Genomic DNA, 22,859 nt, shown 5'->3' on the forward strand with positions numbered 1-22,859 from the left:
CTGGTTCGTGCCCAGCGGTCTGACGGAGCGGCTGTCCGCTTTCAGGCTCAGGCTGGCCCTGCTGAAGTTCAGGGTGCCGGGCGCCACGGCGCGTACGTACCGGGCGAACCGGCCGGGTGCCACGCCGGGTGAGCTGCTCGGGGCGCTCGCCACCGATCTGCTGCTGCGGGTCCCGCTGAACCGGGTGGCCGACGCCCGCGCGGGCGCCCGGGGAAGCACCCATCTCTACGAGTTCGGCTGGCCGTCCCCGGTGCTGCGGCTGGGTGCCTGTCACGCGCTGGAGATCGGCTTCGTCTTCGACACGCTGGACAAGCCCGACGCGGTGGCGCTGGCCGGTGCGGACGCCCCGCAGGAGCTGGCCGACGCGATGCACGCGGCATGGGTGGCGTTCGCCGGGTCCGGCGACCCCGGCTGGCCGGCCTGGGACGCCTCGCGTCCGGTGATGGGCTTCGGCCCCGGGAAGCCGGCCGTGCTGCGGGCCCCGCGCGACGAGGAGCTGCGCGGCTGGGCTCCGTACCGCAAGAGCCCCTGACGGCGGCCCCCGGCCCGCGGGCCGGGGGTCCTCCGGGAGGTCAGTCCTTGTTCTGGGCCGCCCAGAACTCGTCGAACGTGAGCAGCCCGTCGCCGTTGCCGTCGTGCGAGTTGATGACGGCCTGGGCCACCGGCTCGGTGACGTAGGGGTCGCCGAGCTGAGCCATCACGCTCTTGTACTCGGCGGCCGAGATCAGCCCGTCGCCGTTCAGATCGAACCGCTCGAATGCCTTGCGCGCCGACTCCATGTCCGCCACGGTTCCGCCCTTCGTAAATACCTGATCACTGCCTGATCAATGCTTGATCAGCGCCTGGCCCATGCCTGACTGCCGGAGGTCAGATTAACGGGCGCGACCGATGGCGTTTGCGGCGGCCGGTAGTCGATCATGGCTGGGGGGTCGGCCGCCCGGCGGACCACGGACCGGATCGGGAGCGGAACGCCCATGGATGACGCGCTGGCACGGATTCTGACGGCTGCGGCGCACGGGCGGTTTCCCCCGCCCGACGGGTCGACGACGGTGGTGGGGCAGCCCGGTGCCCGGGACGCGGGAGTGCTGGCGTTCACCGCGCACTCGGTCGTCTTCACCGACGAGGACCCGGACTGGGTGCGGTCCGTGCTGGCCGGCACCCCCGGCGACGAGCTGGCCGCGACGATGAATCCGCACTTCCTGAGCGCGCTGACGGCCCGGAGCGGACGCCGGATGAACACCATCGATCTGCTGACGGTCGCAAGGGCCCTGCCGGGCGAACCGGAGATAGAACTGCGCGAGATCGAGGACCCGGAGCATCCCCGGGTGGCCCGTGCGCTGGAGTACCGCGACGAGGTGCGGGTCTGGTCCGCCGACGGCGGTGTGGTGATCCTCGGCCGGGGCGTCGCGGGGCGCTGGGAGACCGCGATCGAGGTAGCCGAGGAGGCGCGCGGCCAGGGACTCGGCGAGCGGCTGGCGCGGGCTGCCCGGCATCTGGTGCCGGACGCGGTGGTGTGGGCCCAGCAGTCGCCGGGGAACGCCCGCAGTGTGCGGACGTTCCAGGCGGCGGGCTACCGGCCGGTGGGCTCGGAGGCCCTGCTGATCGCGGGGTGAGCGGCCGGCAGGGCTGTGATCGGTGTGACCGGCCGGCCGGTCGGCGGAGGACGCCGGTATGACCGCGCGGTCAGCGGAAGACGCCGGTGTGGCCGAGCGAGTAGCGGCCCGGCTGTGGGTAGACGGCCAGCCCGTGCGGGCCGCTGCCCACCGGGATGCGGGCGAGCTGCTTGCCGGTGGCGGTGTCGATCGCGTACACCTCGGCGTTGTAACGTCCGCTCAGCCAGAGGACCTTGCCGTCCGCGGAGACCCCGCCCATGTCGGGGCTGCCGCCGCCGGGCAGTCGCCACTTCTTCGTCAGCTTGCGCTGCGCGAAGTCGAAGACGGAGATGGATCCCTCGCCGCGATTGGAGATGTACATCTCCTTGGAGTCGCGGCTGACGTAGAGGCCGTGGGCTCCCTCGCCGGTGCGCAGCAGCTTCGGCGTGGTGAACTTCTTCCCGTCCAGCACCCAGATCCCGTCGGCGACCATGTCCGCGATGTAGAACGTCCCGCCGTCCGGCGACAGTTTCACGTCCTGCGGCATCGCGCCGCCGAACGGCAGCTTCTGCTGGCCGACGACCTCCATCTTCGCCGTGTCGACCTTGAGGAGCTCGCCGGAGAACTCGCAGGAGACGATGAAGTACCGGCCGTCGGCGGAGAAGTCCGCGTGGTTGACGCCCGAGCAGTGGACCGGGACGGCCTTGGCCGTCTTCATGGTGTGGGCGTCGCGGAAGACCAGCTCGCGGTCCATCGAGGCCATCACCACGGCGTACTTGCCGTCCGGGGTGAAGTAGAGGTTGTACGGGTCGGAGACCGGCACCGTGGGGCCGGTCTTCCCGGTGGCCGGGTCGATGGCGGTGAGGCTGTCGCCGATGTCGTTGTTGACCCAGAGGGTCTTCAGGTCCCAGGAGGGGACGACGTGCTGCGGCTGGCGGCCGACCTTGATGGTCTTGATGACCTTGTACGTCGCGGGGTCGATCACGGTCACGGTGTCGGAGTTGGTGTTGGGGACGTACACCCGGGACGGGAAGTCCTTGACGACCGGGGAGAGTTTTCCCCGGTCGGCCGCGTAGACGTCCTTGGCGTCGAGCACCGGGGGCATCCCGGGGAGCCCCGGCGGTGCGACGCGGTCGGTCTCGGCCGGCCGGGCGGCCTCGCTGCCGACGGCCTGGACGTTCGCCTTCTCGGCGGAGGTGCCGCAGCCGGTGAGTACGGCCAGCAGGACGCCCCCGAGGAGGGCCGCGGTGTGCTTGGTGGAGGGAGACATCAGGTCAGCAGCTCCGTGGTCGTCACCGCGCGCAGTCGGCGGCGGTCGATTTCGGTGAGGAGGACGGGCAGCGCGGCGACCGTGTCCGCGTAGCCGAAGTGCAGGCTCACCACCGATCCGTTGCGGATCTCCCCGGCCACCTTGCGGGTCACGGCCGCGGCGCCGGGAGAGGTGAAGTCGAGGGAGTCCACGTCGTACGAGAGAACGTGCGGGTAGCCCGCCCTGGCGGCCAGCCGCTGGACGAGCGGGGTGGCGTCCCGGGTGCGCGAGGGCCGGAACCAGGCGCCGATGGAACCCGTGAGCCGGCGCAGCCGCCGGGCGCAGTCGTCGATCTCCGCGTACGCGCGGGCCTCGCCCATCGAGGAGATGTCGGCGTGGTGCTGGGTGTGGTTGCCGAGTTCGTGGCCGCCGTCGAGGATGCGCCGGGCCATCCCGGGGTGCTCGTCGAGCCAGCTGCCGACGGCGAGGACGGTGACCCGGACGTGGGCCCGTTCGGCCTCGGCGAGCACGGTACGGGCGATGCCGGGGTCGCCCTGGCCGTGGAAGGTGAGGGCGACGCGGGCGCGGTCGCGGGGGCCGTGGACGATCTGGACCGGCTGTCCGGGGAAACGGCGCGGTCCGGGCGCGGTCCGGGGGGACGGGGGCCGGGTGGCCGCGTCGACGGGGTTCTTCGGGCTCACCGCGTCCGTGACGGCCCCGGCCGGTGTACCGGCGGCGTCGCGGTCCGCGCATCCGGCGGCGAGGACACCGACGAGGGCGGCCCCTGCTCCCGCGCGCAGGGCGCCACGGCGGTGCACCGGAGTGTCGGAGGCGTTCATGCAAAGACACAGTAGGGGCGAAACTGAAAGAAAATAACAATTTGGACATATGGGCAACACGAATGAATCATTCACCGAATCCCATAAATATTCACACTTTTACAGGCAAGTGACCCATCACACCTGCGATTCACATGCGGAATGTCTCGTTATGTAAATGAATGCACCGATTGCGGCTTTGGCGGAGAGGTCGCCCGTCTGCCATAGTCGGTGACACGACCGCATGACCCGAGCCCGGTCGTCGCAAGCGGCCGTGAACACACCCCCCATTTCACGGCCCCCACACAGCAGCCCCCGAAGCGCCTCACCACGGCGGACGGGGGCTGCTGTGCGTCCGGGCACAGACACGGCCCCGGACATGGACCGGCCCGGCCCGCGCGCCGGAGGGTCAGCGGTCGGAGATCCGCATCTCGAACCAGGTGGTCTTGCCGCGCGGCAGCAGATCCACGCCCCAGCGGTCGGAGAGCTTGTCGACGAGGAAGAGGCCCCGCCCGCTGGTGTCCATCGGCTGAACGGGCATCAGGCAGGGCAGCCCGCGCGAGGGGTCGCGCACCTCGATCCTGATCCAGCCCCGACGGCGCAGCATCCGCAGCCCGAAAACCCGGGCGCCGGTGTGCCGCACCGCGTTGCCGACGAGCTCCGAGACGAGCAGCACGGCGTACTCGGCGGTCTGCGGGGAGAGCGCCCACTGACGGAGCACCACGCACGAGGTGAGCCCCCGGGCCGTGGCCGCGGACTCCGGACGGGAGGGCAACCGGACCTCGCCCTCCGCCGGATTGCCGAACAACTCCAGTACCTTGTGCGCCCGTTCATCCTCCACGGCCGATGTCCACCGCGCCGCTGTCGCTCCGTTGTACGGTCGCGGCTGCTCCACACCCTCCAGGCCCGCCATGCACACCATCATGGCCGCAAGACGGGCGCGCCGGGGTCGTTCCGAAGGAATACGCACCCCGGAACTCGCTGCCCCATGACGGCGATCAGGCATATGTCAGTGGAGAATGCGGACCGAAAAAGCCCCTCTGACCTGCACGGATACTCCCTCCGAGCCGGACGGGCGGGCGTGCCGGGGACCGGGCCTCAAGATTCCCTTGAAGCCCAGCCAATCCGCCCGCAGGGATGAACCCGCGTCAATCTGCGGCCAACTGTCCTTCGTTCAGAGGAACTTGGCCTTGCCCGGACCATCTTCCACAAAGCTGCGCATTCCGCGCTCCCGGTCCTCGGTGGCGAACAGTCCGGCGAACCAGTTCCGCTCGATCGTGAGCCCGGTGTCGATGTCGGTCTCCAGACCGGCGTCGATGGATTCCTTGGCGGCGCGCAGTGCCAGAGCCGGCCCCTTCGCCAGCGCTGCGGCCCAGGCGTGCGCCCGCTCGTACACCTCGTCGGCGGGCACCACACGGTCCACCAGACCGATCGTCAGTGCCTCCTCGGCCCTGACGTGACGCCCCGTGAAGATCAGGTCCTTGGCCTTGGAGGGGCCGATCAGCCGGGCCAGGCGCTGGGTGCCGCCCGCGCCCGGGATCAGCCCGAGCAGGATCTCGGGCTGGCCCAGCTTGGCGTTGTCGGCGGCGATCCGGAAGTCGGCGCAGAGCGCCAGCTCGCAGCCGCCGCCCAGTGCGTAGCCGGTGACGGCGGCGACGACCGGCTTGGGGATCCGGGCCACCGCGGTGAACGCGTCCTGCAGCGCCTTGGACCGTACGACCATCGCCGTGTGGTCCATCGCCTGCATCTCCTTGATGTCCGCGCCCGCCGCGAACACCTTCTCGCCGCCGTAGAGGACCACGGCCCGCACGTCGTCGCGCCTGGTTGCCTCCTCGGCGAGCTCGCGCAGCCGGTCCTGGGTGGCGACGTCCAGGGCGTTCATGGGCGGACGGTCCAGCCGGATCGTGCCGACGCCGTCGCGTACTTCGAGATTTGCGGTCATGGGAGGCAGGTTAACCGGCGCTAACGAGGACGGGCCCGGTGCTGTTGGTCACAGCGCCGGGCCCGTTCCGTGTTGCTCGTGCGGAGAACTACTTGGTCCACTCCGACCAGGACATGTTCCAGCCGTTGAGGCCGTTGTCCGGCTGGATCGTCTTGTCGTTCGAGTTCTTCACGACCACGACGTCACCGATGAGCGAGTTGTCGAAGAACCAGGCCGCCGAGGTCTTCTTGCTCCAGGCGCCGCGCACGTCCTGCAGACCGACGCAGCCGTGACTGGTGTTGGTCGAGCCGAAGATGCTGGAGGCGCCCCAGTAGTTGCCGTGGATGAAGGTGCCGGAGGTGGACAGGCGCATCGCGTGCGGCACGTCCTTGATGTCGTACTCGCCGCCGAAGCCGACGGTGTCACCGTTCATCCGGGTCACCTTGAGCTTCTCGCTGATGACCATCTGGCCGTTGTAGGTGGTGGTCGCCGGGGCGCCCGCCGAGATCGGGATGTCCTTGATCTGCTGATCGTCGCGGACGACCTTCATCCGGTGCGTGCTCGCGTCGACCGTGCTGACCTGCTTGCGGCCGATGGTGAAGGAGATCGTCTTGGCCTGCTTGCCGTAGACACCGGGGCGTCCCTCCACACCGTCGAGGTTGAGCTTCACGGTCACCTTGGTGCCCGCGGCCCAGTACTCCTCGGGGCGGAAGTCGAGGCGGTCGTTGCCGAACCAGTGGCCCTCGATCGGGACGGACGGCTCGGCCGTCACCTTGATCGCGTTCTCGACCGCGGCCGGGTCGGTGATGCCACGGGTGAAGTGGATCGAGACGGGCATCCCGACGCCGACCGTGGAACCGTCCTCCGGGGTGTACTGCCCGATGAAGGTGTTCTGCGGGACCAGCGTGGTGAAGGTGGTGTCCTTCGCCGACTCACGGCCCTTCGAGTCCTTGGCGATCGCGTGGACCTTGTACTTGGTCGCGGCGGCCAGGTGCTGTCCGGGCGTCCAGCTGGCGCCGTCCGCCGAGATCTTTCCCTCGACCTCGGCGCCCTTGGGGTCAAAGACCTTGACCGTGGTCAGCTTTCCCTGGTCGGCCGAGACCTTCAGCGCACCGCTGGTCGCGACGGAGTCGGCGCCGTCCTTCGGCGCGACGGTCACCACGGCCTGCGAGGCGGAGGTGTCCTCGGCCCTCCCGGCGCCGCCCTTGCCGCCCGCGTCGTCTCCCCCGCCGCACGCCGTCACCAGCAACAGCAGCGCACCCGTTACCAGAGCCAGCATTCCGGTGGAGCCTCGCCCGCCCCGTACGCCGTTCGCCCCGGCCGATGTCCCCGATATCGGCTGCCCGTTCAATGTGGTCGTCTCCCCTCGCACGGCCTGGCCCCGCCAAGACCCCCGGGAACCCTGAAGGCTCCCTCCCCCGCGCGCTGCATATGCACGCTCGGTGAAAGATAATCACACCGACCGTGGGGAATTGACCCCCTGGATGTCACCGTTCAGTCCCAAGTTGTCCCAGGGTTCCACCGGGTGGCGCGGGGAGTGGCCGGCCGGGGCGGCCGACGGGGGATCAGCGAAGGGCGGAGCCGGCCTTCCACCGGGTCCAGTCCAGATTCCAGCCGCCGAGCCCGTTGTCCGGCGCGACCTGTTTGTCCTTGGAGTTGACGACCTCGACCACGTCGCCGATGAGCGTCCGGTCGAAGAACTGGCCGGCCGGGGTGTCGCTGCTGCCACCCTGTACGTCGAGCAGTCCGACACAGCCGTGGCTGACGTTGTCCGAGCCGAAGACGTCCTCGTCCGACCAGTAGTTGCCGTGCAGGAAGGTGCCGGAGTCGGTGAGCCGGAGGGCGTGCGGGACATCCGCGATGTCGTACTCGCCGCCGAAGCCGACCGTGCGGCCGTCCATCCTGGTCACCTCGTGCATCTCGCTGACCACCATCTTCCCGTTGTACGTGGCCGTCTTCGCGGAGCCCGCCGTGATCGGGAAGGTCGTGACCAGCTCGCCGTCGCGGCGCACCTCCATGGTGTGCGCGGCCGCGTCCACCAGGGACGTCTGGGAGCGGCCCACCGTGAAGGCGATCTTCTTGTCCTGGGTGCCGTAGACGTGCGGCGCCCCCTCCACGTCGCGCAGTGCCATGTCGACGGTCACTTCGGTGCCGGGCTGCCAGTAGGCGGCGGGGCGGAAGTCGAGGCGGTCGCCGCCGAACCAGTGCCCCACCACCTCGACCTGCGGTACGGCCGTCACCCGGATGGCCTTCTGCACGGCCGCGCGGTGGGTGACCGGCCGGTTGAAGTGGAAGGAGACGATCATTCCGGTGCCGACCGTGGAGCGGTTCTCCGGTCTGAAATAGCCGATGAAGCGGTGTTCGGGCACGGCCGTGGTGAAGGTGGTGTGGCGGGCCGAGCGCTTCCCCGAGCCGTCCACGGCCACCACGTCCACGCTGTACTTGGCGGCGAGCCCGAGTCGGCCCGCCCCTCCCCGCGGCGTCCAGGACCGGCCGTCGTCCGCGATCCGGCCCGGCACCTTCTGGCGCTGCGCGTCCTCGATCCGCATCACCTCGACGCTCTCCAGCCGGCCGTCGGGGACCTTCACCGCGATCCGTTCGTCCGGGCCGACGTTCTTCGCCCCGTCCCGCGGGGTGACCTGGATCGCCTCCTGCGGCGGGCCCGCCTTCCCGCTGAAGATCGATCCGACGCCGGTGCAGCCGGTCAGTGCGGCCAGCACGACGAGCAGTCCTGCCCATGTCAGCACGGCGGCCGGATTCGCCACCGCCTTCTTCGCTACGTGGTTCACGTCCCCCCCAACGACGGGGGCCGGTCGGGGGAAACGTGAGTGCGGGCGCCGGGGTGGGCAGAAACAGGGTTCACCCGGGCGACGGGACGCTGACCGTGCCGGCCAGGTCGGTGCAGCTGCTGCGCGTCACGGAATGAGCGGAATGAGCAGGGCGGAGCGGAATGCGCGGAGTGAGCGGGGCGGCCGGGTCAGCCGAGGATGCCGCGGTCGTAGCCGATCGCGACGGCGGCGGCCCGGTCCTTGGCGCCCAGCTTGGCGAAGACATGGGTGAGATGGGTCTTCACCGTGGCCTCGCTGATGAACAGCTCGGCGGCGATCTCCCGGTTCGACGTGCCCTTCGCGACGAGTTCGAGCACCTCGCGCTCGCGGACCGACAGCGACTCGCTGCCCGTCGCCGGGGTGCGCACCCGCGAGATGAGCCGGGAGGCGACGGCGGGCGAGAGCACGGTGCGGCCGTCGGCGGCGGCGCGGACGGCGGTGAACAGCTCGTCGCGGGGCGCGTCCTTGAGCAGATAGCCGGTGGCGCCGGCCTCGATCGCGGGCAGGGTGTCGGAGTCGGTGTCGTACGTGGTGAGGACCAGCACCTTGGACCGGGCGCCGCGCCGGGCCAGTTCGGCGATGGCGGCGACTCCGCCGCCGCCCGGCATCCGCAGGTCCATCAGGACGACATCGGGGTCCAGCCGGACCGCCAGCTCGACCCCCTCCACCCCGTTCGACGCCTCCCCGAGGACCTCGAAGTCCGGGGCCGAATCGAACATGCCGCGCAGACCGTCCCGTACGACGGGGTGGTCGTCGACGACGACGAGTGTGATGACGCGTGCGGATTCCTGAGCCATGGCAGGCCAACCGTACTGGTCATCGGCTGTGCCGGACCAGCGGCACCCGGGCGCTGACCGCCGTGCCCCGGCCCGGCTCCGTCTCCACCTCGACGGTGCCCGCGATCCGTTCGGCGCGGGCCCGCATGCCACCGAGCCCGAAGCCGCCCGCACCACCGGCCGGCGGCAGGGCGGCCGGGTCGAAGCCACAGCCGTCGTCCCGTACGTCCAGGGTGAGTTCGTCCCCCATGAACGACAGCGTGACACCGGCCCGGCGGGCCCCGGCGTGACGGCCGACATTGGCGAGGGCCTCCTCGGCGATCCGCAGGAGGGTGGCGGCTATCTCGTCATGGACCGGCTCGACGGTGCCGGTGACGGTGAAATCGGCCCGGACTCCGTGGCGTTCCGCCCAGTCGGTGACCGTACGCTTCAGCGCGCCCGGCAGGTCGTCGTGTTCCAGTGCGGCGGGGACCAGGTCATGGACCGAGCGGCGGGCCTCGCCGAGGCTGTGCCGGGCGAGCGCCGCGGCCCGGTCCAGGTGCACCCGGGCCAGCTCCGGGTCGGTGTCGCCGATCGAGGTCACCACCTGGAGCTGGGCGATGATGCCGGCCAGGCCCTGGGCCAGGGTGTCGTGGATCTCTGCGGCGAGCCGGCGGCGCTCGTCGGCGACGCCCGCCTCGCGGGCCTGGACCAGGAGCTGGGCGTGCAGCCCGGCGTTCTCCGCCAGGGCCTGTTCGAGCCGGGCGTTGGCCGACTCCAGTTCGGTGATGGTGTCGACCTGCGTGCGGGCGTGGTCGGCCTCGCGGTCGCCGATCCTGGCGAAGACCATGGTGAGGGTTCCGTGCAGGCCGAACAGGGCGACGAAGGCGACCCAGTTCATCAGGGAGACCGGCGGCAGACCGCTGCCGCACTGCGCGCCCGCCATGATGGCGGCGGTGACCAGCAGCGCGGGACGGACGGCCCGGTGCGGGAGCAGCCGGCCGGTGTCGAAGTATCCGAGGATCGCGAACACCGAGTAGAAGGGGTTGCACCAGGTCAGCGCGAAGGCGAGCACGGTGCGGGCGACGAAGTAGCACTGCGGGGCCCGCGACCTGGGAGGAACGGTCGGCCCGACCCGCCCCCACCAGAGCTGAAGGACGAAGGCCACCGGCACCAGCACCACGACGGTGTACACGTCCGCGCGGTCCATGATGAGCGGGGAGGTCACGGCCGCGACGACGGTGCTCAGACCGAGAAAGCCGTAGGGCCCGTACCTGAAGAACCGTTCCCACCCCAGCTCGGCGCTCGTCGTGCCGTTCCGGTACGCCGTCGCCGTGTCCCACGCCTTCATGCGAGCAGTCTCCCCGTCCCCGGCGCGGCGGTCACTCCCACCGGAACAGACGGGCCGCGAGGAAGGTCACCAGCGCCGTCCACAGCACCATCACACCGAGCTGGGCCAGGCCGGGCCAGCTGCCGGACGCCGCCCGGTCCAGCGCCTCGGAGGCCGCGCCGAACGGGGTGAACCGGACGATGTTCCGCAGGGTGTCGGGCATGCTCTGCACCGGGATCCAGACACCGGCGGTGAACATCATCACGAGATTCACGACCGAACTGATGGCGGCGGACGCCTTGGTCGTACGGGTCAGGGCGCAGAGCAGTGCGCCGAGGGTCAGCACGCTCGCCGTCGACAGGAGCAGCGCGAGGGCGTAGCCGACGGGCTGTCCGGGCAGCTCGACGCCGAAGGCGACCCGGCCGACGGTCATCGCCAGTGCGGCGGAGCCGAGGGCGGCGGCGCCGTGCAGGGCGATCTGCGCGGTGAGCAGTGCGGAGGGGCGCACCGGGGTGGTGGACATCCGGCGCAGGATGCCGCGTTCGCGGTAGCCGGTGAGGATGGGCGGCATGGCCTGCAGCCCGGACATGATCATGGCGAGCAGGACCGCCACCGGTACGTACAGATCGATGACGCGCCGGCCGCCGAGTGCGTCGTCGGGGTCCCGGAAGGAGGGGATCAGGCCGAGGATCGTCATGAGCGCGGTCGGGAAGACCACGATCCAGAACAGGCCGGCGGGTTCGCGGAGGAAGAGCCGGGTCTCGGACCTGAGCACCGCCCTGCGCGCGGATGCCGGTGCGGGGGTCTTGACGGCCGTCGCCGTGGCCGGGTTCGCCGTGGTCATCTCAGGCCGCCTGTTCTGTGAGGTCGAGGTAGGCGTCGTCGAGTGTCGCCTCCGAGACGCGGAGCCGGTGTGCGGTGATGCTGTGCCGGGCCAGCAGGGAGATCACGGCGTTGACGGTCTCGTCGGTGCCGCTGATGACGATCCGGTCGTCCTTGCGCTCCACGGAGGCCGCGCCGGGCAGCTGCTCCAGCTCGCTGTCGGCGAGCGGCCGCGAGGGGGTGAAGGAGATGACCGTGGAGTTGTCCGCCCTGCCGATCAGGCCGGAGGGGGTGTCGAGGGCGACGACCTTCCCCTTGTCGATGACGGCGATCCGGTCGCAGAGCTGTCTGGCCTCCTCCATGAAGTGGGTGACCAGCAGGACGGTGACGCCGCTGTCGCGTACGTCCTCGATGAGCTTCCAGGTGTCCCGGCGGGCCCGTGGGTCCAGGCCGGTGGTCAGCTCGTCGAGCACCACCACCCGCGGGTTGCCGACCAGGGCGAGCGCGATGGACAGCCGCTGCTTCTGGCCGCCGGACAGCTTGGCGAAGCGGGTGCCGTACGCGGTGTGCAGGCCCAGCCGTTCGGCGAGCTCCCGCCAGTCGGCGGGGTCCGGGTAGAAGGCGCTGTACAGCTCCAGCGCCTCGGCCACGGTGAGTTTGGGCTGGAGCTCGCTCTCCTGGAGCTGGGCGCCGAGCAGCCGGGTGACCCGGTCGTGGTCGGCGACGGGGTCGAGTCCGGCGACGCGGACCGTGCCGGCGTCGGGGACCCGCAGCCCCCCGACGCACTCGACGGTGGTGGTCTTGCCCGCGCCGTTGGGGCCGAGGATTCCGAAGATCTCCCCCTCGTCGACGGCGAAGCTCACCCCGTCGACCACGGTGCGCCCGGCGTACGCCTTGTGCACCCCGTTCACTTCGATGATTGCCATGCCCACGAGCATCGTGTCGCGAGGGCCGGCGCACCATCGTCCATCGCGCTCGAAGGGGCATCAGCCGATCGGTTGATACGGGCTACGACCTGCGCTTCCCGGCCCGGCCGCCGCCCGTCGTCCCGGAAAACCACATGAGTGATGTCAGGGGTGAACCGTAGTCTCGACTGTGATGCCCGGAGAACATGTAGAGCCCAAGGACCGGTCCACCGTTCAGACCCTGTTGCGGTTGTGGCCTTATGTGAAGCCGGTACGCAAGCGGCTGTTCGGCGCCGCTCTGGTCGCGATCGTCGCGTCCAGTGTCGGCCTGGTGATCCCGCTCGTCCTGAAGTGGATCGTCGACGGCCCGGTGGCGGACCGCGACCCCGGCGGGGTCTGGCTCGGCGCGCTGTATCTGCTGCTGCTGGGCATTGGCGAGGCCGGACTGTTCGGGGTGCGGCGTTGGTTGGTGGCCCGCCCGCTGGCCGGGGTCGAGGCGGCGATGCGGGCCGACCTGTACCGGCATCTGCAACGGCTGCCGGTGGCCTTCCACGACCGCTGGGCATCGGGGCAGTTGCTCTCGCGCGCGACCACGGACCTGATGCTGCTGCGTCAGTTCCTCGCCTTTCCACTGACGTTCCTGCTGGTCAACGGGGCGACGATCCTGATCGGCTTCGTCATTTTGCTGATGCAGCAGTGGACGCTGGGGCTGGTGCTGCTCGCTCCGGCGGTACCCATGATGATCATCTGCTGGGTCTTCGAGACGAAGTTCTCGACGGTGGCACGCCGGGCCCAGGACCAGGTCGGCGATCTGACGACGGTCGTCGAGGAGAGCGTGCTCGGCATCCGCATCATCAAGGGCTTCGGCCGGCACCGCAGCCAGGCACTGGCCTTCCGTTCCCTCTCGGAGCGGCTGCGCACCACGGAGCTGGCCAAGGCACGCCTCCTGGCGGGCATCTGGTCCGCCATCACCCTCCTTCCGGAGCTGGCCATCGGTGCGGCGCTGGTACTCGGAACGGTCCAGGTCGCGAACGGCGATCTCTCCGCGGGCACCCTGGTCGCCTTTCTCTCCACCGCGCTCGCGCTGCGCTGGCCGGTGGAGTCGATCGGCTTCCTGCTGGCGATGAGCCAGGAGTCGGCGACGGCGACCGAACGGTTCTTCGAGGTGATGGACGTGGCCGAGGAGGTGGACGCGCCCACCGCCGACGGCCTGGCCCGGGAAGGCGGGTCGGCCCGCGGTGAAATGGTCTTCGAGGGCGTGGAGTTCCGCTACCCCGACGCGGATCCCGGCTCCGTGCCCGTGCTGTCCCGGATCGATCTGCGGATCCGGCCCGGCGAGACGATGGCCCTGGTCGGCGCCACGGGCTCCGGCAAGACGACGCTCACCGCTCTCGTGCCCCGGTTGCACGAGGCCACCGCGGGGCGGATCACACTGGACGGCACGGACATCACCACAATGTCCCGGGAGCGGCTGCGCGAGCTGGTGTCGGTGGCGTTCGAGGAGCCGACGCTCTTCTCGGCGAGCGTCGGGGAGAACGTACTGATGGGCGCCGAGGGCGCCGGGGACGACCAGTTGCACAGGGCGCTGGACATCGCCCAGGCCGACTTCGCGCACGATCTGCCCGAGGGCGTCGACACCCAGGTCGGCGAGCAGGGGCTCAGTCTCTCCGGCGGTCAGCGCCAACGGCTCGCGCTGGCCCGCGCCGTGGTCGGCCAACCGCGCTTCCTGGTCCTGGACGATCCGCTCTCCGCCCTGGACGTGCACACGGAGGCGCTGGTGGAGGCCGCGCTGCGGCAGGTCCTGGCTCGGACCACGGCGATCGTGGTCGCGCACCGGCCGTCCACGGTGATGCTCGCGGACCGGGTGGCGCTGCTCTCGGAGGGCCGGATCGCCGCCGTCGGCACCCATCAGGAACTGCTGCGCACCAGCGCCGAGTACGCCTGGCTGATGTCGGGCGCCGAGGGCGCGCCGGACGCACCTGCACAGGACACCGACGGCGCCTTCCCCGGCCGGTCCGCCGATGACCTCCTCGCCGAGAAGGGCACCCGATGACCAGTACGACGACGGACACCGCCTCCGCCGGGGACGCGCCGGACGCCCCGGGCTCCGAGGCCACCGCGGACCGCTTCGACCGGGACGACCTGCCCATCCCGCCCGGCGCGACCCGGGCGCTGCTGCGGTCGCTGCTGCGGCCGATGAAGGCCCGGGTGGCACTGATCGCGCTGCTGCTGGTGGTCCAGCAGGCCGCGCTCCAGGCCGGTCCGCTGCTCGTCGCCTACGCCATCGACAGCGCGGTGCCCGCGTTCCGGGACGCGGACTACGGGCCGCTGATCGCGGTGGCCGTCGGGTACGCGTTGTGCTCGGCCGCGGCCGGGGGCATGCAGTACGCGTTCGTACGGGTCTCCTCCCTGGTCAACCAGGGCGCTCTGCTCGATCTGCGCGGGCGGATCTTCCGTCATGCGCAGGCGCTGAGCGTGGACTTCCACGAGCGCTACACCTCGGGCCGGCTGATCTCCCGTTCCACCACGGACGTGGAGTCGCTGCGGGAGCTGCTCAGCGAGGGGCTCCAGGAGCTGATCGGCGTCGCGCTGTCCTTCGTCTCCATCTCGCTGATGCTGCTCTGGCTGGACTTCGGCCTGGGCTCGCTGGCCGTGCTCTCCTTCGTCCCGCTGTATCTGCTGGTGCGGCGCTTCCAGCGGCGGGCCGGGCTGCTGTACGCCGAGCGGTCCTCGGCGATCGCCGCGGTCATCGTGAAGTTCGCGGAGACGATGAACGGCATCCGCCCGGTCCAGGCCTTCCGCCGCGAGCCCGTCAACGACGCGCACTTCGAGGACCTCAACAACGCGCACCGGTGGACCAACGGCAGCGCGATGCTGGAGATGGCCCGCTATGTCGTCGGCTCCCGGCTGGTCGCCAACACGGCGGTCGCCGGAATCGTGCTGTGGGGTGCGTACCGGGTGGCCTCGGGAACCCTGGCGCTCGGGGTGCTGGCCGCTGCCGTGCTCTATCTGCGCCGGCTGTACGACCCGATCGACCGGCTCGGCATGTTCCTCAACTCCTACCAGTCGGCCGCGGCCTCGCTGGAGAAGATCGCGGGCCTGCTGGCCCGGACCCCGTCCGTCCCCGAGCCGTCGGACCCGCGGGAGCTGCCGGCCCGCACGGGCGAGCACCCGGGCCGCGAGGCCGTCTTCGACCAGGTGCGCTTCGCGTACCGCACGGGCGGCGAGGTGCTGCCCCGTTTCGATCTGACGATCCCGGCCGGGCAGACCGTCGCCGTGGTCGGGTCGACGGGCGCGGGCAAGTCGACGCTGGCCAAGCTGCTGGCCCGGTTCTACGACCCGACGGACGGCCGGGTGCTGCTCGACGGTACGGATCTGCGCGACCTGGCCGTGCCGGAGCTGCGGCGCGGTGTGGTGATGGTGACGCAGGAGGCGTTCCTGTTCTCCGGGACGGTCGCCGAGAACATCGCGATCGGCCGCCCGGACGCGACCCGCGCGGAGATCGAGCAGGCCGCCAAGGCGATCGGCGCGCACGATTTCATCAGCCAACTGCCCGACGGCTACGACACGGACGTACGCAAACGGGGCGGCCGGATCTCGGCCGGTCAGCGCCAGCTGGTCGGCTTCGCCCGCGCCCTGCTCGCCGACCCGGCGGTACTGATCCTCGACGAGGCGACCAGCTCGCTGGACATCCCCGGCGAACGGGCGGTGCAACGGGCCATGGACACGGTGCTGCACGGACGCACCGCGGTGGTGATCGCCCACCGCCTCTCCACGGTGGAGATCGCGGACCGGGTCCTGGTGATGGAGCACGGCCGCATCGTGGAGGACGGCACCCCGTCCGAACTCATCGCCGGCACCGGCCGCTTCGCGGGGCTGCACCGAGCGTGGCGGGAGAGCCTGACGTGAGTCCGGCCCGAACGGACCCCCACCGTGGCGTGCGCTCCTGGCCAAGTAGATTGCTCAGCAGGGCCATTCAGAATGCTCACCGAGCCCGTCGAAGAGCCCCTGGCAGGGTCCGCGAAGAGCATCCGCAACACGATGGAGATGTTTCATGAGGCTGCTCCCGCTGTTTCTCCGACGGCCGATCGAGGCCGTGTACGAGCGTCGGCTGGCCGCCACCCTGGCGGGGCTGCCACGCCCGCAGCACGTCGGAATCATGCTCGACGGCAATCGGCGCTGGGCCCGGCAGGCGGGTCACGCCGACGTCCGGGAGGGGTACCGGGCGGGCGGCGCCAAGACGATCGAGTTCCTGGACTGGTGCACTGCCGACGGGATCGAGCACGTGACCCTCTTCATGCTCTCCGACGACAACCTCGGGCGCCCCGCCGAGCAGCTCGGCCCGCTGATCGAGATCATCGAAGAGACGGTCCGGGGCATCGCGGCCGCGGGCCGTCCCTGGGAGGTCCAGGTGATCGGCTCGCTCGACATGCTGCCCGGCACCAGTGCCCAAGTACTCAAGGAGGCCGCCGCCGCGACCACGGGGCGCGGCGGGCTGAAGGTGGACGTCGCAGTCGGCTACGGCGGCCGACGGGAGATCGTCGATGCGGTGAAGAGCGCCTTCGAGGAACACATCGCTGCCGGTGGCGACCCCGCGGAACTGGTCGAACGGTTCGACATCGAGGACATCTCCCGGCATCTGTACTCGCCGACGGCCGACCACACCGACTTCATCATCCGAACCTCCGGAGAACAGCGGCTGTCCGGCTTCCTCCTCTGGCAGTCCGCGTACGCCGAGATGCACTGGGTGGACTGCTACTGGCCGGCGTTCCGTCACGTGGACTTCCTGCGCGCACTTCGCTCGTACGCGAGCCGTGAACGGCGATTCGGCAAATGACCCGTCTCCAGCGCCGGGGATCCGGGTCCAGTACGCGCGAAACCGTGCGGTCAGACGGTGCCGAACTCTCCGGTCTTCACGCCCGCCACGAACGAGGCGAACGAGGCGGCGGAGGTGTTCAGCACCGGACCGCTGGGGTTCTTGGAGTCGCGGACGGGCACCACGCCGAGCGAACCGACAAGGTTGGCGGCGACCTCGATGCACTGGCCGCCGTTGCTGCTGTAGGAGGACTTGAACCAACGGGGGAACTCGGTCGTCACGGGGTGCCCTTTCGTTGCCGCCAGAAGAGGGGAGCACGGAGGTCGCATCGCGTCCCAGATGCCCCCGAACCACCGCGGCAAGCCGGCAGCAGCCTGCACCATGACCAAAGCCCCGCCACGTTCCCCGGCGGTTTCCGTGGACGTGGCGGGGCTTGGGTCGCGTTCGGGATCAGTGCGCGCCGAACTCTCCGGCCTTGACACCCGCCACGAACGAGACGAACGAGGCGGCGGAGGTGTTCAGCACCGGACCGCTGGGGTTCTTGGAGTCGCGGAGGGGGACCACGCCGTGGAGGGCAGCCAGGTTTGCCGCGACCTCGATGCAATCGCCTCCGTTGGAGCTGTACGAGGACTTGTGCCAGCGAGGCTCGTTAGTCACGGGTCTTCCCTTTCATACCTGCTCGATCATCGCCACGGATGCCGCTTGGGACAGCGCTTCAGCCTGTAGTTGATGGTAGGCCGTCAGCAGGGGCAGAACGGAAGTGCTCTCGCGATCCACATGCCCCTGCGCGTGGGACTCGGCGTACGCGACCATGGACCGGTCCGGAAGCGTGAGCAAGTTGACCGGCAGATTGAAGGGTCGACGTTCTCCTATGCCGAAAGGGGCCACCTGGAGGACGGTGTGAGGGAGTGCGGCGAACTCGACCAGCTTTCGAATCTGGGAGTCCATGACCTTGGGGCCCCCGATCGGGCGACGGATGCAGCTCTCGTCCATCACCACGAGCATCATGGGCGGTCTGGCCCTCGCCAACACCTTTTGCCGCTGCGCCAGGAATGAGACTCGCTCATCCGCCTGCTCAGGCGTGATGGAGCCGCGCCATACGTCGGCGTCTGCCAACGCCCGTGCATATTCCGGAGTTTGCAACAGCCCGGGGACGATGCCGATCTGAAACAACCTGATCTCCACAGCCCGGCCCTCATACCCGACGTACTCCGGGAAACCCTCCAACAGCACGCCGAAGCGCATATCACGCCACTCACGCTCGAACGAATCGGCGGTACCAGCGGTACCAAAGGCCAGGTCGATCTTGCACGAGAAGGGAAGGGTTGGCGGCTTCCGGCCAGTTTCGACCGCCGAAATATGCTGACTGGAATATGCCAACATTCCGGCAAGATCTTCCTGGTTCCAGCCACGGCCCTCCCGCAACCTGCGCATACGGGCCCCGTAGGCAGCTTCGGCGCTACTCTCGGGGTCCAACTCCTTGCGGTTGACCATGCCATCACCCAACCCTTCCTTCAGTTCTGATTACTTGAAGGGTTCCCAACTCTAAGCCACGCTGATCCCCCTTTGTAGTGGAACCGTTACGGAGAGGAGTGGCCCATGTCTGTGGAGGACGGCCCACCGAACGAGCAGAAGCCCCCGCAAGTCCCCGCCACCGGAACGCTGTTGGTGGACACCGGCCGTCGTGACCAGGTCGGTGAGTTCCGGGGGACGGCCGGCCCGTACTGGTCGCTGCGGCCGGTCTGCGGCGGTACGGAGTGGGAGGCGGAACCCGCGAACGTACGGGCGCCGAGCCCCATGGAGCGGTTGCGGGCCGAGACCGCGCGGTGCAACGCCCGGAGCGAAGGGCGGATCCTGTGACGCGCCCCTCGTCCGCACCCCCGTCCGCGCCGCCCGGCGCGCGCGACCGGGCCTGAGCTGGTCTGCTGGTTCTGGGGGCCGTCCACCTCGTACCAGCGGAGAGATCCAGATGAGCGTCCCGAGCGTCTACCGAGCCGCGCAGACCACCGCCGCAGGCGGTCCCCTGGAGATCGTCGAGCGCGCGGTGGCGCGGCCGGGTCCGGGTCAGGTCCGGGTGGCCGTGGACGCCTGCGGGATCTGCCACAGCGACGCGCTCTTCGTGGAGGCCATGCTGCCGGGCGTACGGTTCCCGGTGGTCCCCGGGCACGAGATCGCGGGCCGGATCGCGGAGCTCGGCGACGGGACTCAGAGCGCCTGGCAGGTGGGTGACCGGGTGGCGGTGGGCTGGTTCGGCGGCAGCTGCGGCCACTGCACGCCGTGCAGGCGGGGCGACTTCATGGTCTGCGAGAACCTGAAGGTGCCCGGGTGGGCGTACGACGGGGGCTACGCCGAGAGCGTGACCGTCCCGGCGGACGCCCTGGCCCGGATCCCCGAGGCGCTGGCAACGGTCGACGCGGCGCCGATCGGCTGTGCGGGGGTGACCACGTACAACGGGCTGCGGCGCAGTGCCGCCCGGCCCGGGGACCTGGTCGCCGTGCTCGGCATCGGTGGCCTCGGGCATCTGGGCGTGCAGTACGCGGCGGCGATGGGCTTCGAGACGGTGGCGATCGCCCGCGGCGCGGCCAAGGCAGAGTTCGCGAAGGGGCTCGGCGCACACCACTACGTCGACAGCACCGCGGGCACCACCGTGGCGGACGCGTTGCAGTCCCTGGGAGGCGCCCGGGTGGTGCTGGCCACCGCCGCCAGCTCCGCGGCCATCACGGCGACCGTGGAGGGGCTGGCGCCGCGCGGCGAGCTGGTGGTCATCGGTGCGGACCCGGAGCCGCTGGGGATCAGCCCGAACCAGTTGCTGATGGCGGGCAAGGTCGTCCGGGGCCACCCGTCCGGCACCGCGCAGGACGTGCAGGACACCCTGGCGTTCAGCGCCCTGCACGGGATCCGCCCGATGACCGAGCCGGTGCCGCTGGACGACGCGGAGGCCGCGTACCAGAGGATGATGTCCGGCGCGGCCCGCTTCCGGATGGTGCTCACCACCGCCTGAGGCCCGGGAGAGCACCGATTCCCTCGGGTGGTACGGGAGTCGCGGGGCCACCGCGCGCACGGCCCGGTGCGGCGAGCCGACCGCTCCTCCTGGTGGCCATCGCGGGCCACCACGGGCGCACCGCCCGGTGCCTCCCGCGCGGTGTCCGCTACGACGGGTGCCGTAGGGTCCGCGCCCCTGCCGTGGACGGCGGGTCCGGTGTGTGTCGTCCGGATCGACGGGCCGCCCGGTACGGGTGAGCGAGAAAGAGCGCGCGGCGGGGACGACCGCCCTTCCCACCCCTGGCGTACTCCCGTTCGGACCGTGGGACGAACGCGGTGAAATCGGCCGCGGTCGCCACGGCCGGCCGCGCGGAGCCGTGGTCACTTCAGGACACCCGGCTCTCCACCGGGAAGTCGATGGTAAGAAATCAGCCACATTCCAACACCATCTCGGCCAGCGCCGAACACCCGCTCCCCCGATCGCTGTTCGAACACGAAGGTGTCGAGGCGGACCTCGGCTCTCTCTTCGAATCCCGGGCGCGCAGGACGTCCTACGACACCACGGTGATGATCCGCGAAACGTCCGCTTAACGAACATGACCTTTCCGGCAACGAACGACTTCCGGCCAAGTTGTTGACGCGCTCCTGACAGGAACCTCCTCCGGCTGACACTCTTCACCCCGTTCTGCGCACTTCTCGCTCACCCCGGACGGCTCACCGAGCCGCCGGTACCCCCCTCGCAGAAGGAGTCCGCGTGAGATCCACGCCCAGCCGTCGTGCCACCGCCACCGGCGCTCTGATAGCCGCAGCAGCCCTCATCGCAGTCGGAGTCCAGACCGGTACGGCCACCGCCACCCCCGGCAGCACGACCTCGGCGGTACCGGCGTCCGCCGGCGCCGACCAGGGTTCCCTCACCAAGCAGCTCTCCCCCTCCCAGCGCGCCGAGCTGATCCGCGAGGCCGACGCGAGCAAGGCGGCCACGGCCAAGGAGCTCGGTCTCGGCTCGCAGGAGAAGCTCGTCGTCAGGGACGTCGTCCAGGACAACGACGGCACCACGCACACGCGTTACGAGCGCACCTTCGCCGGACTCCCGGTGCTCGGCGGCGACCTGATCGTCAAGGAGACCAAGGCCGGCACCACCCAGAGCGTCACCAAGGCCTCCAAGGTGACCAGCGGTCAGCTGAAGGCCGTGGACCTGAAGGCGGACGTCGCACCCGCCAAGGCGGAGAAGCAGGCGCTCGGCCTCGCCAAGGCCGACGGATCCAAGAAGGCCGAGGCCGACCGGGCGCCCCGCAAGGTGGTCTGGATGGCGCAGGGCAAGCCGCAGCTCGCCTACGAGACCGTCGTCGGCGGCCTCCAGCACGACGGCACCCCCAACGAACTGCACGTCATCACGGACGCGGCCACCGGGGCGAAGCTGTACGAGTGGCAGGGTGTCGAGAACGGCACCGGCAACACCCAGTACAACGGCCAGGTCACCCTCGGCACCGCCCCGTCGTACACGCTGACCGACACGGGCCGCGGCAACCACAAGACCTACAACCTGAACCACGGGTCGTCCGGCACCGGGACGCTGTTCACCAACTCAACGGACGTGTGGGGCAACGGCAACCCGTCGAACGCCGAGACGGCCGCCGCGGACGCCCACTACGGCGCGGCCGAGACCTGGGACTACTACAAGAACGTGCACGGCCGCACCGGCATCCGCGGTGACGGTGTCGGCGCGTACTCCCGCGTCCACTACGGCAACGCCTACGTCAACGCCTTCTGGCAGGACAGCTGCTTCTGCATGACGTACGGCGACGGCGAGGGCAACGTCAAGCCGCTGACCTCGCTCGACGTGGCCGCGCACGAGATGTCGCACGGTGTCACCGCCGCCACCGCCAACCTGGTCTACAGCGGCGAGTCCGGTGGCCTCAACGAGGCGACCAGCGACATCTTCGCCGCGGGCGTGGAGTTCTACTCCAACACCACCCAGGACCCGGGCGACTACCTCGTCGGCGAGAAGATCGACATCAACGGCGACGGCACTCCGCTGCGCTACATGGACAAGCCGAGCAAGGACGGCGCGTCCAAGGACGCCTGGTACTCCGGCATCGGCAACATCGACGTCCACTACTCCTCGGGCCCGGCGAACCACTTCTTCTACCTGCTCTCCGAGGGCAGCGGCGCCAAGGTCATCAACGGGGTCTCCTACGACTCCCCGACCTCCGACGGCCTGCCGGTGACCGGCATCGGCCGCGACAAGGCCGAGAAGATCTGGTTCAAGGCGCTCACCACCAAGTTCACCTCCACCACCAACTACGCGGCGGCCCGCACGGGCACCCTCGCCGCGGCCGGTGAGCTGTACGGCACGACCAGCGCCGAGTACAAGGCCGTCGGCGACGCCTGGGCCGCCATCAACGTCGGCACCCGTGACGGCGGCAACCCGGACCCGGGCGGCAAGGTCTTCGAGAACAAGACCACGGTCGCCATCCCGGACCGCGGTGCGGCCGTCTACAGCTCGGTCAACGTCACCGGCATCACCGGCAACGCTCCCAGCACCCTCAAGGCCGACGTGGACATCACCCACACCTACCGCGGTGACCTGGTCATCGACCTCGTCGCCCCGGACGGCACCGCGTACCGCCTGAAGAACTCGGGCTTCGACTCCGCGGACGACGTCAAGGCCACGTACACGGTCAACGCCTCGTCCGAGGTCGCCAACGGCACCTGGAAGCTCAAGGTCCAGGACGTCTACTCGGGTGACACGGGCAAGATCAACAGCTTCAAGCTCACCTTCTGAGCCCTCCGCATCACCTGAACCATCAGCACCCTTGCACCGGGTCCTTCCCGGTGACC

The 22,859-nt window shown here is 70.1% G+C and carries 22 protein-coding genes; 8 read left to right on the plus strand and 14 right to left on the minus strand.

Features of this window, described 5'->3' with window-relative positions:
• A partial coding sequence (locus tag IE107_RS35355; protein ID WP_229867294.1) for a carboxylesterase family protein occupies positions 1-532 on the plus strand: 532 nt, incomplete at its 5' end.
• A 40-nt stretch (positions 533-572) separates the two neighbouring features.
• On the opposite strand, the gene IE107_RS27990 is transcribed toward IE107_RS35355, so the two are convergent.
• Positions 573-788 carry an EF-hand domain-containing protein gene (locus tag IE107_RS27990; RefSeq protein WP_189547127.1) on the minus strand — a complete coding sequence of 72 codons (216 nt, stop codon included), beginning with the start codon at positions 786-788 and terminating at the stop codon, positions 573-575.
• A gap of 186 nt (positions 789-974) precedes the next feature.
• Between IE107_RS27990 and IE107_RS27995 the strand changes: the two genes are divergently transcribed.
• Positions 975-1,613, plus strand: a complete 639-nt coding sequence (locus IE107_RS27995; RefSeq protein WP_189547128.1) for a GNAT family N-acetyltransferase — start codon at positions 975-977, stop codon at positions 1,611-1,613.
• A gap of 70 nt (positions 1,614-1,683) precedes the next feature.
• Here IE107_RS27995 and IE107_RS28000 read toward each other — a convergent pair whose 3' ends face one another.
• The 10 genes from IE107_RS28000 to IE107_RS28045 all read right to left on the minus strand — a co-directional run bounded on the left by IE107_RS28000 (position 1,684) and on the right by IE107_RS28045 (position 12,241).
• Positions 1,684-2,862, minus strand: a complete 1,179-nt coding sequence (locus tag IE107_RS28000; protein ID WP_189547129.1) for a YncE family protein — start codon at positions 2,860-2,862, stop codon at positions 1,684-1,686.
• Complete coding sequence (locus IE107_RS28005) at positions 2,862-3,680, minus strand: polysaccharide deacetylase family protein (RefSeq protein WP_189547130.1); 819 nt, start codon at positions 3,678-3,680, stop codon at positions 2,862-2,864. The genes IE107_RS28000 and IE107_RS28005 overlap by 1 nt, the downstream gene beginning before the upstream one ends.
• A 388-nt stretch (positions 3,681-4,068) precedes the next feature.
• Positions 4,069-4,584 carry an ATP-binding protein gene (locus IE107_RS28010; protein WP_189547131.1) on the minus strand — a complete coding sequence of 172 codons (516 nt, stop codon included), beginning with the start codon at positions 4,582-4,584 and terminating at the stop codon, positions 4,069-4,071.
• Positions 4,585-4,833: 249 nt separating this feature from the next.
• Positions 4,834-5,601, minus strand: coding sequence for an enoyl-CoA hydratase/isomerase family protein (locus tag IE107_RS28015; RefSeq protein ID WP_189547132.1), 768 nt, complete (start codon positions 5,599-5,601; stop codon positions 4,834-4,836).
• Between the two features lie 88 nt (positions 5,602-5,689).
• Entirely contained in the window at positions 5,690-6,931 is a 1,242-nt protein-coding gene (locus IE107_RS28020) for a L,D-transpeptidase (RefSeq protein ID WP_189547133.1), read from the minus strand.
• 214 nt (positions 6,932-7,145) lie between these two features.
• Positions 7,146-8,369 (minus strand): L,D-transpeptidase, encoded by a 1,224-nt coding sequence (locus IE107_RS28025; RefSeq protein ID WP_189547134.1) that lies wholly within the window; start codon positions 8,367-8,369, stop codon positions 7,146-7,148.
• Between the two features lie 188 nt (positions 8,370-8,557).
• Complete coding sequence (locus tag IE107_RS28030; RefSeq protein ID WP_189547135.1) at positions 8,558-9,205, minus strand: response regulator; 648 nt, start codon at positions 9,203-9,205, stop codon at positions 8,558-8,560.
• A gap of 19 nt (positions 9,206-9,224) precedes the next feature.
• Complete coding sequence (locus tag IE107_RS28035; protein ID WP_189547136.1) at positions 9,225-10,514, minus strand: sensor histidine kinase; 1,290 nt, start codon at positions 10,512-10,514, stop codon at positions 9,225-9,227.
• 31 nt (positions 10,515-10,545) lie between these two features.
• On the minus strand, positions 10,546-11,337 hold the full coding sequence (locus tag IE107_RS28040) for an ABC transporter permease (RefSeq protein ID WP_189547137.1): 792 nt from the start codon (positions 11,335-11,337) through the stop codon (positions 10,546-10,548).
• A 1-nt stretch (position 11,338) separates the two neighbouring features.
• Positions 11,339-12,241 carry an ABC transporter ATP-binding protein gene (locus IE107_RS28045; RefSeq protein WP_189547138.1) on the minus strand — a complete coding sequence of 301 codons (903 nt, stop codon included), beginning with the start codon at positions 12,239-12,241 and terminating at the stop codon, positions 11,339-11,341.
• Between the two features lie 172 nt (positions 12,242-12,413).
• On the opposite strand from IE107_RS28045, the gene IE107_RS28050 reads away from it, so the two are divergent.
• The 3 genes from IE107_RS28050 (at position 12,414) to IE107_RS28060 (ending at position 17,057) form a co-directional block, all read left to right on the plus strand.
• Positions 12,414-14,273 carry an ABC transporter ATP-binding protein gene (locus IE107_RS28050; RefSeq protein ID WP_189547139.1) on the plus strand — a complete coding sequence of 620 codons (1,860 nt, stop codon included), beginning with the start codon at positions 12,414-12,416 and terminating at the stop codon, positions 14,271-14,273.
• On the plus strand, positions 14,270-16,129 hold the full coding sequence (locus tag IE107_RS28055; RefSeq protein WP_189547140.1) for an ABC transporter ATP-binding protein: 1,860 nt from the start codon (positions 14,270-14,272) through the stop codon (positions 16,127-16,129). Before IE107_RS28050 ends, IE107_RS28055 begins: the two co-directional genes overlap by 4 nt.
• A gap of 145 nt (positions 16,130-16,274) precedes the next feature.
• Entirely contained in the window at positions 16,275-17,057 is a 783-nt protein-coding gene (locus tag IE107_RS28060; protein ID WP_189547141.1) for an isoprenyl transferase, read from the plus strand.
• 50 nt (positions 17,058-17,107) lie between these two features.
• Here the strand turns inward: IE107_RS28060 and IE107_RS28065 are convergent, their stop codons facing one another.
• The 3 genes from IE107_RS28065 to IE107_RS28075 form a co-directional block, all read right to left on the minus strand.
• On the minus strand, positions 17,108-17,317 hold the full coding sequence (locus tag IE107_RS28065) for a DUF397 domain-containing protein (protein WP_189547142.1): 210 nt from the start codon (positions 17,315-17,317) through the stop codon (positions 17,108-17,110).
• A 169-nt stretch (positions 17,318-17,486) separates the two neighbouring features.
• Positions 17,487-17,693, minus strand: a complete 207-nt coding sequence (locus tag IE107_RS28070; protein WP_189547143.1) for a DUF397 domain-containing protein — start codon at positions 17,691-17,693, stop codon at positions 17,487-17,489.
• A 12-nt stretch (positions 17,694-17,705) separates the two neighbouring features.
• Positions 17,706-18,530 carry a helix-turn-helix domain-containing protein gene (locus IE107_RS28075; protein ID WP_189547144.1) on the minus strand — a complete coding sequence of 275 codons (825 nt, stop codon included), beginning with the start codon at positions 18,528-18,530 and terminating at the stop codon, positions 17,706-17,708.
• A gap of 105 nt (positions 18,531-18,635) precedes the next feature.
• Here IE107_RS28075 and IE107_RS28080 point away from each other — a divergent pair, with 105 nt between their 5' ends.
• From IE107_RS28080 to IE107_RS28090, 3 genes are all read left to right on the plus strand, one after another.
• Complete coding sequence (locus tag IE107_RS28080; protein WP_189547145.1) at positions 18,636-18,896, plus strand: hypothetical protein; 261 nt, start codon at positions 18,636-18,638, stop codon at positions 18,894-18,896.
• Between the two features lie 109 nt (positions 18,897-19,005).
• Positions 19,006-20,037 carry an alcohol dehydrogenase gene (locus IE107_RS28085; RefSeq protein ID WP_189547146.1) on the plus strand — a complete coding sequence of 344 codons (1,032 nt, stop codon included), beginning with the start codon at positions 19,006-19,008 and terminating at the stop codon, positions 20,035-20,037.
• 735 nt (positions 20,038-20,772) lie between these two features.
• Positions 20,773-22,803, plus strand: coding sequence for a M4 family metallopeptidase (locus IE107_RS28090; RefSeq protein WP_189547147.1), 2,031 nt, complete (start codon positions 20,773-20,775; stop codon positions 22,801-22,803).
• The last annotated feature ends 56 nt before the right edge of the window (positions 22,804-22,859 follow it).

It is taken from the genome of Streptomyces gelaticus (assembly GCF_014649535.1).
GTDB lineage: Bacteria > Actinomycetota > Actinomycetes > Streptomycetales > Streptomycetaceae > Streptomyces > Streptomyces gelaticus.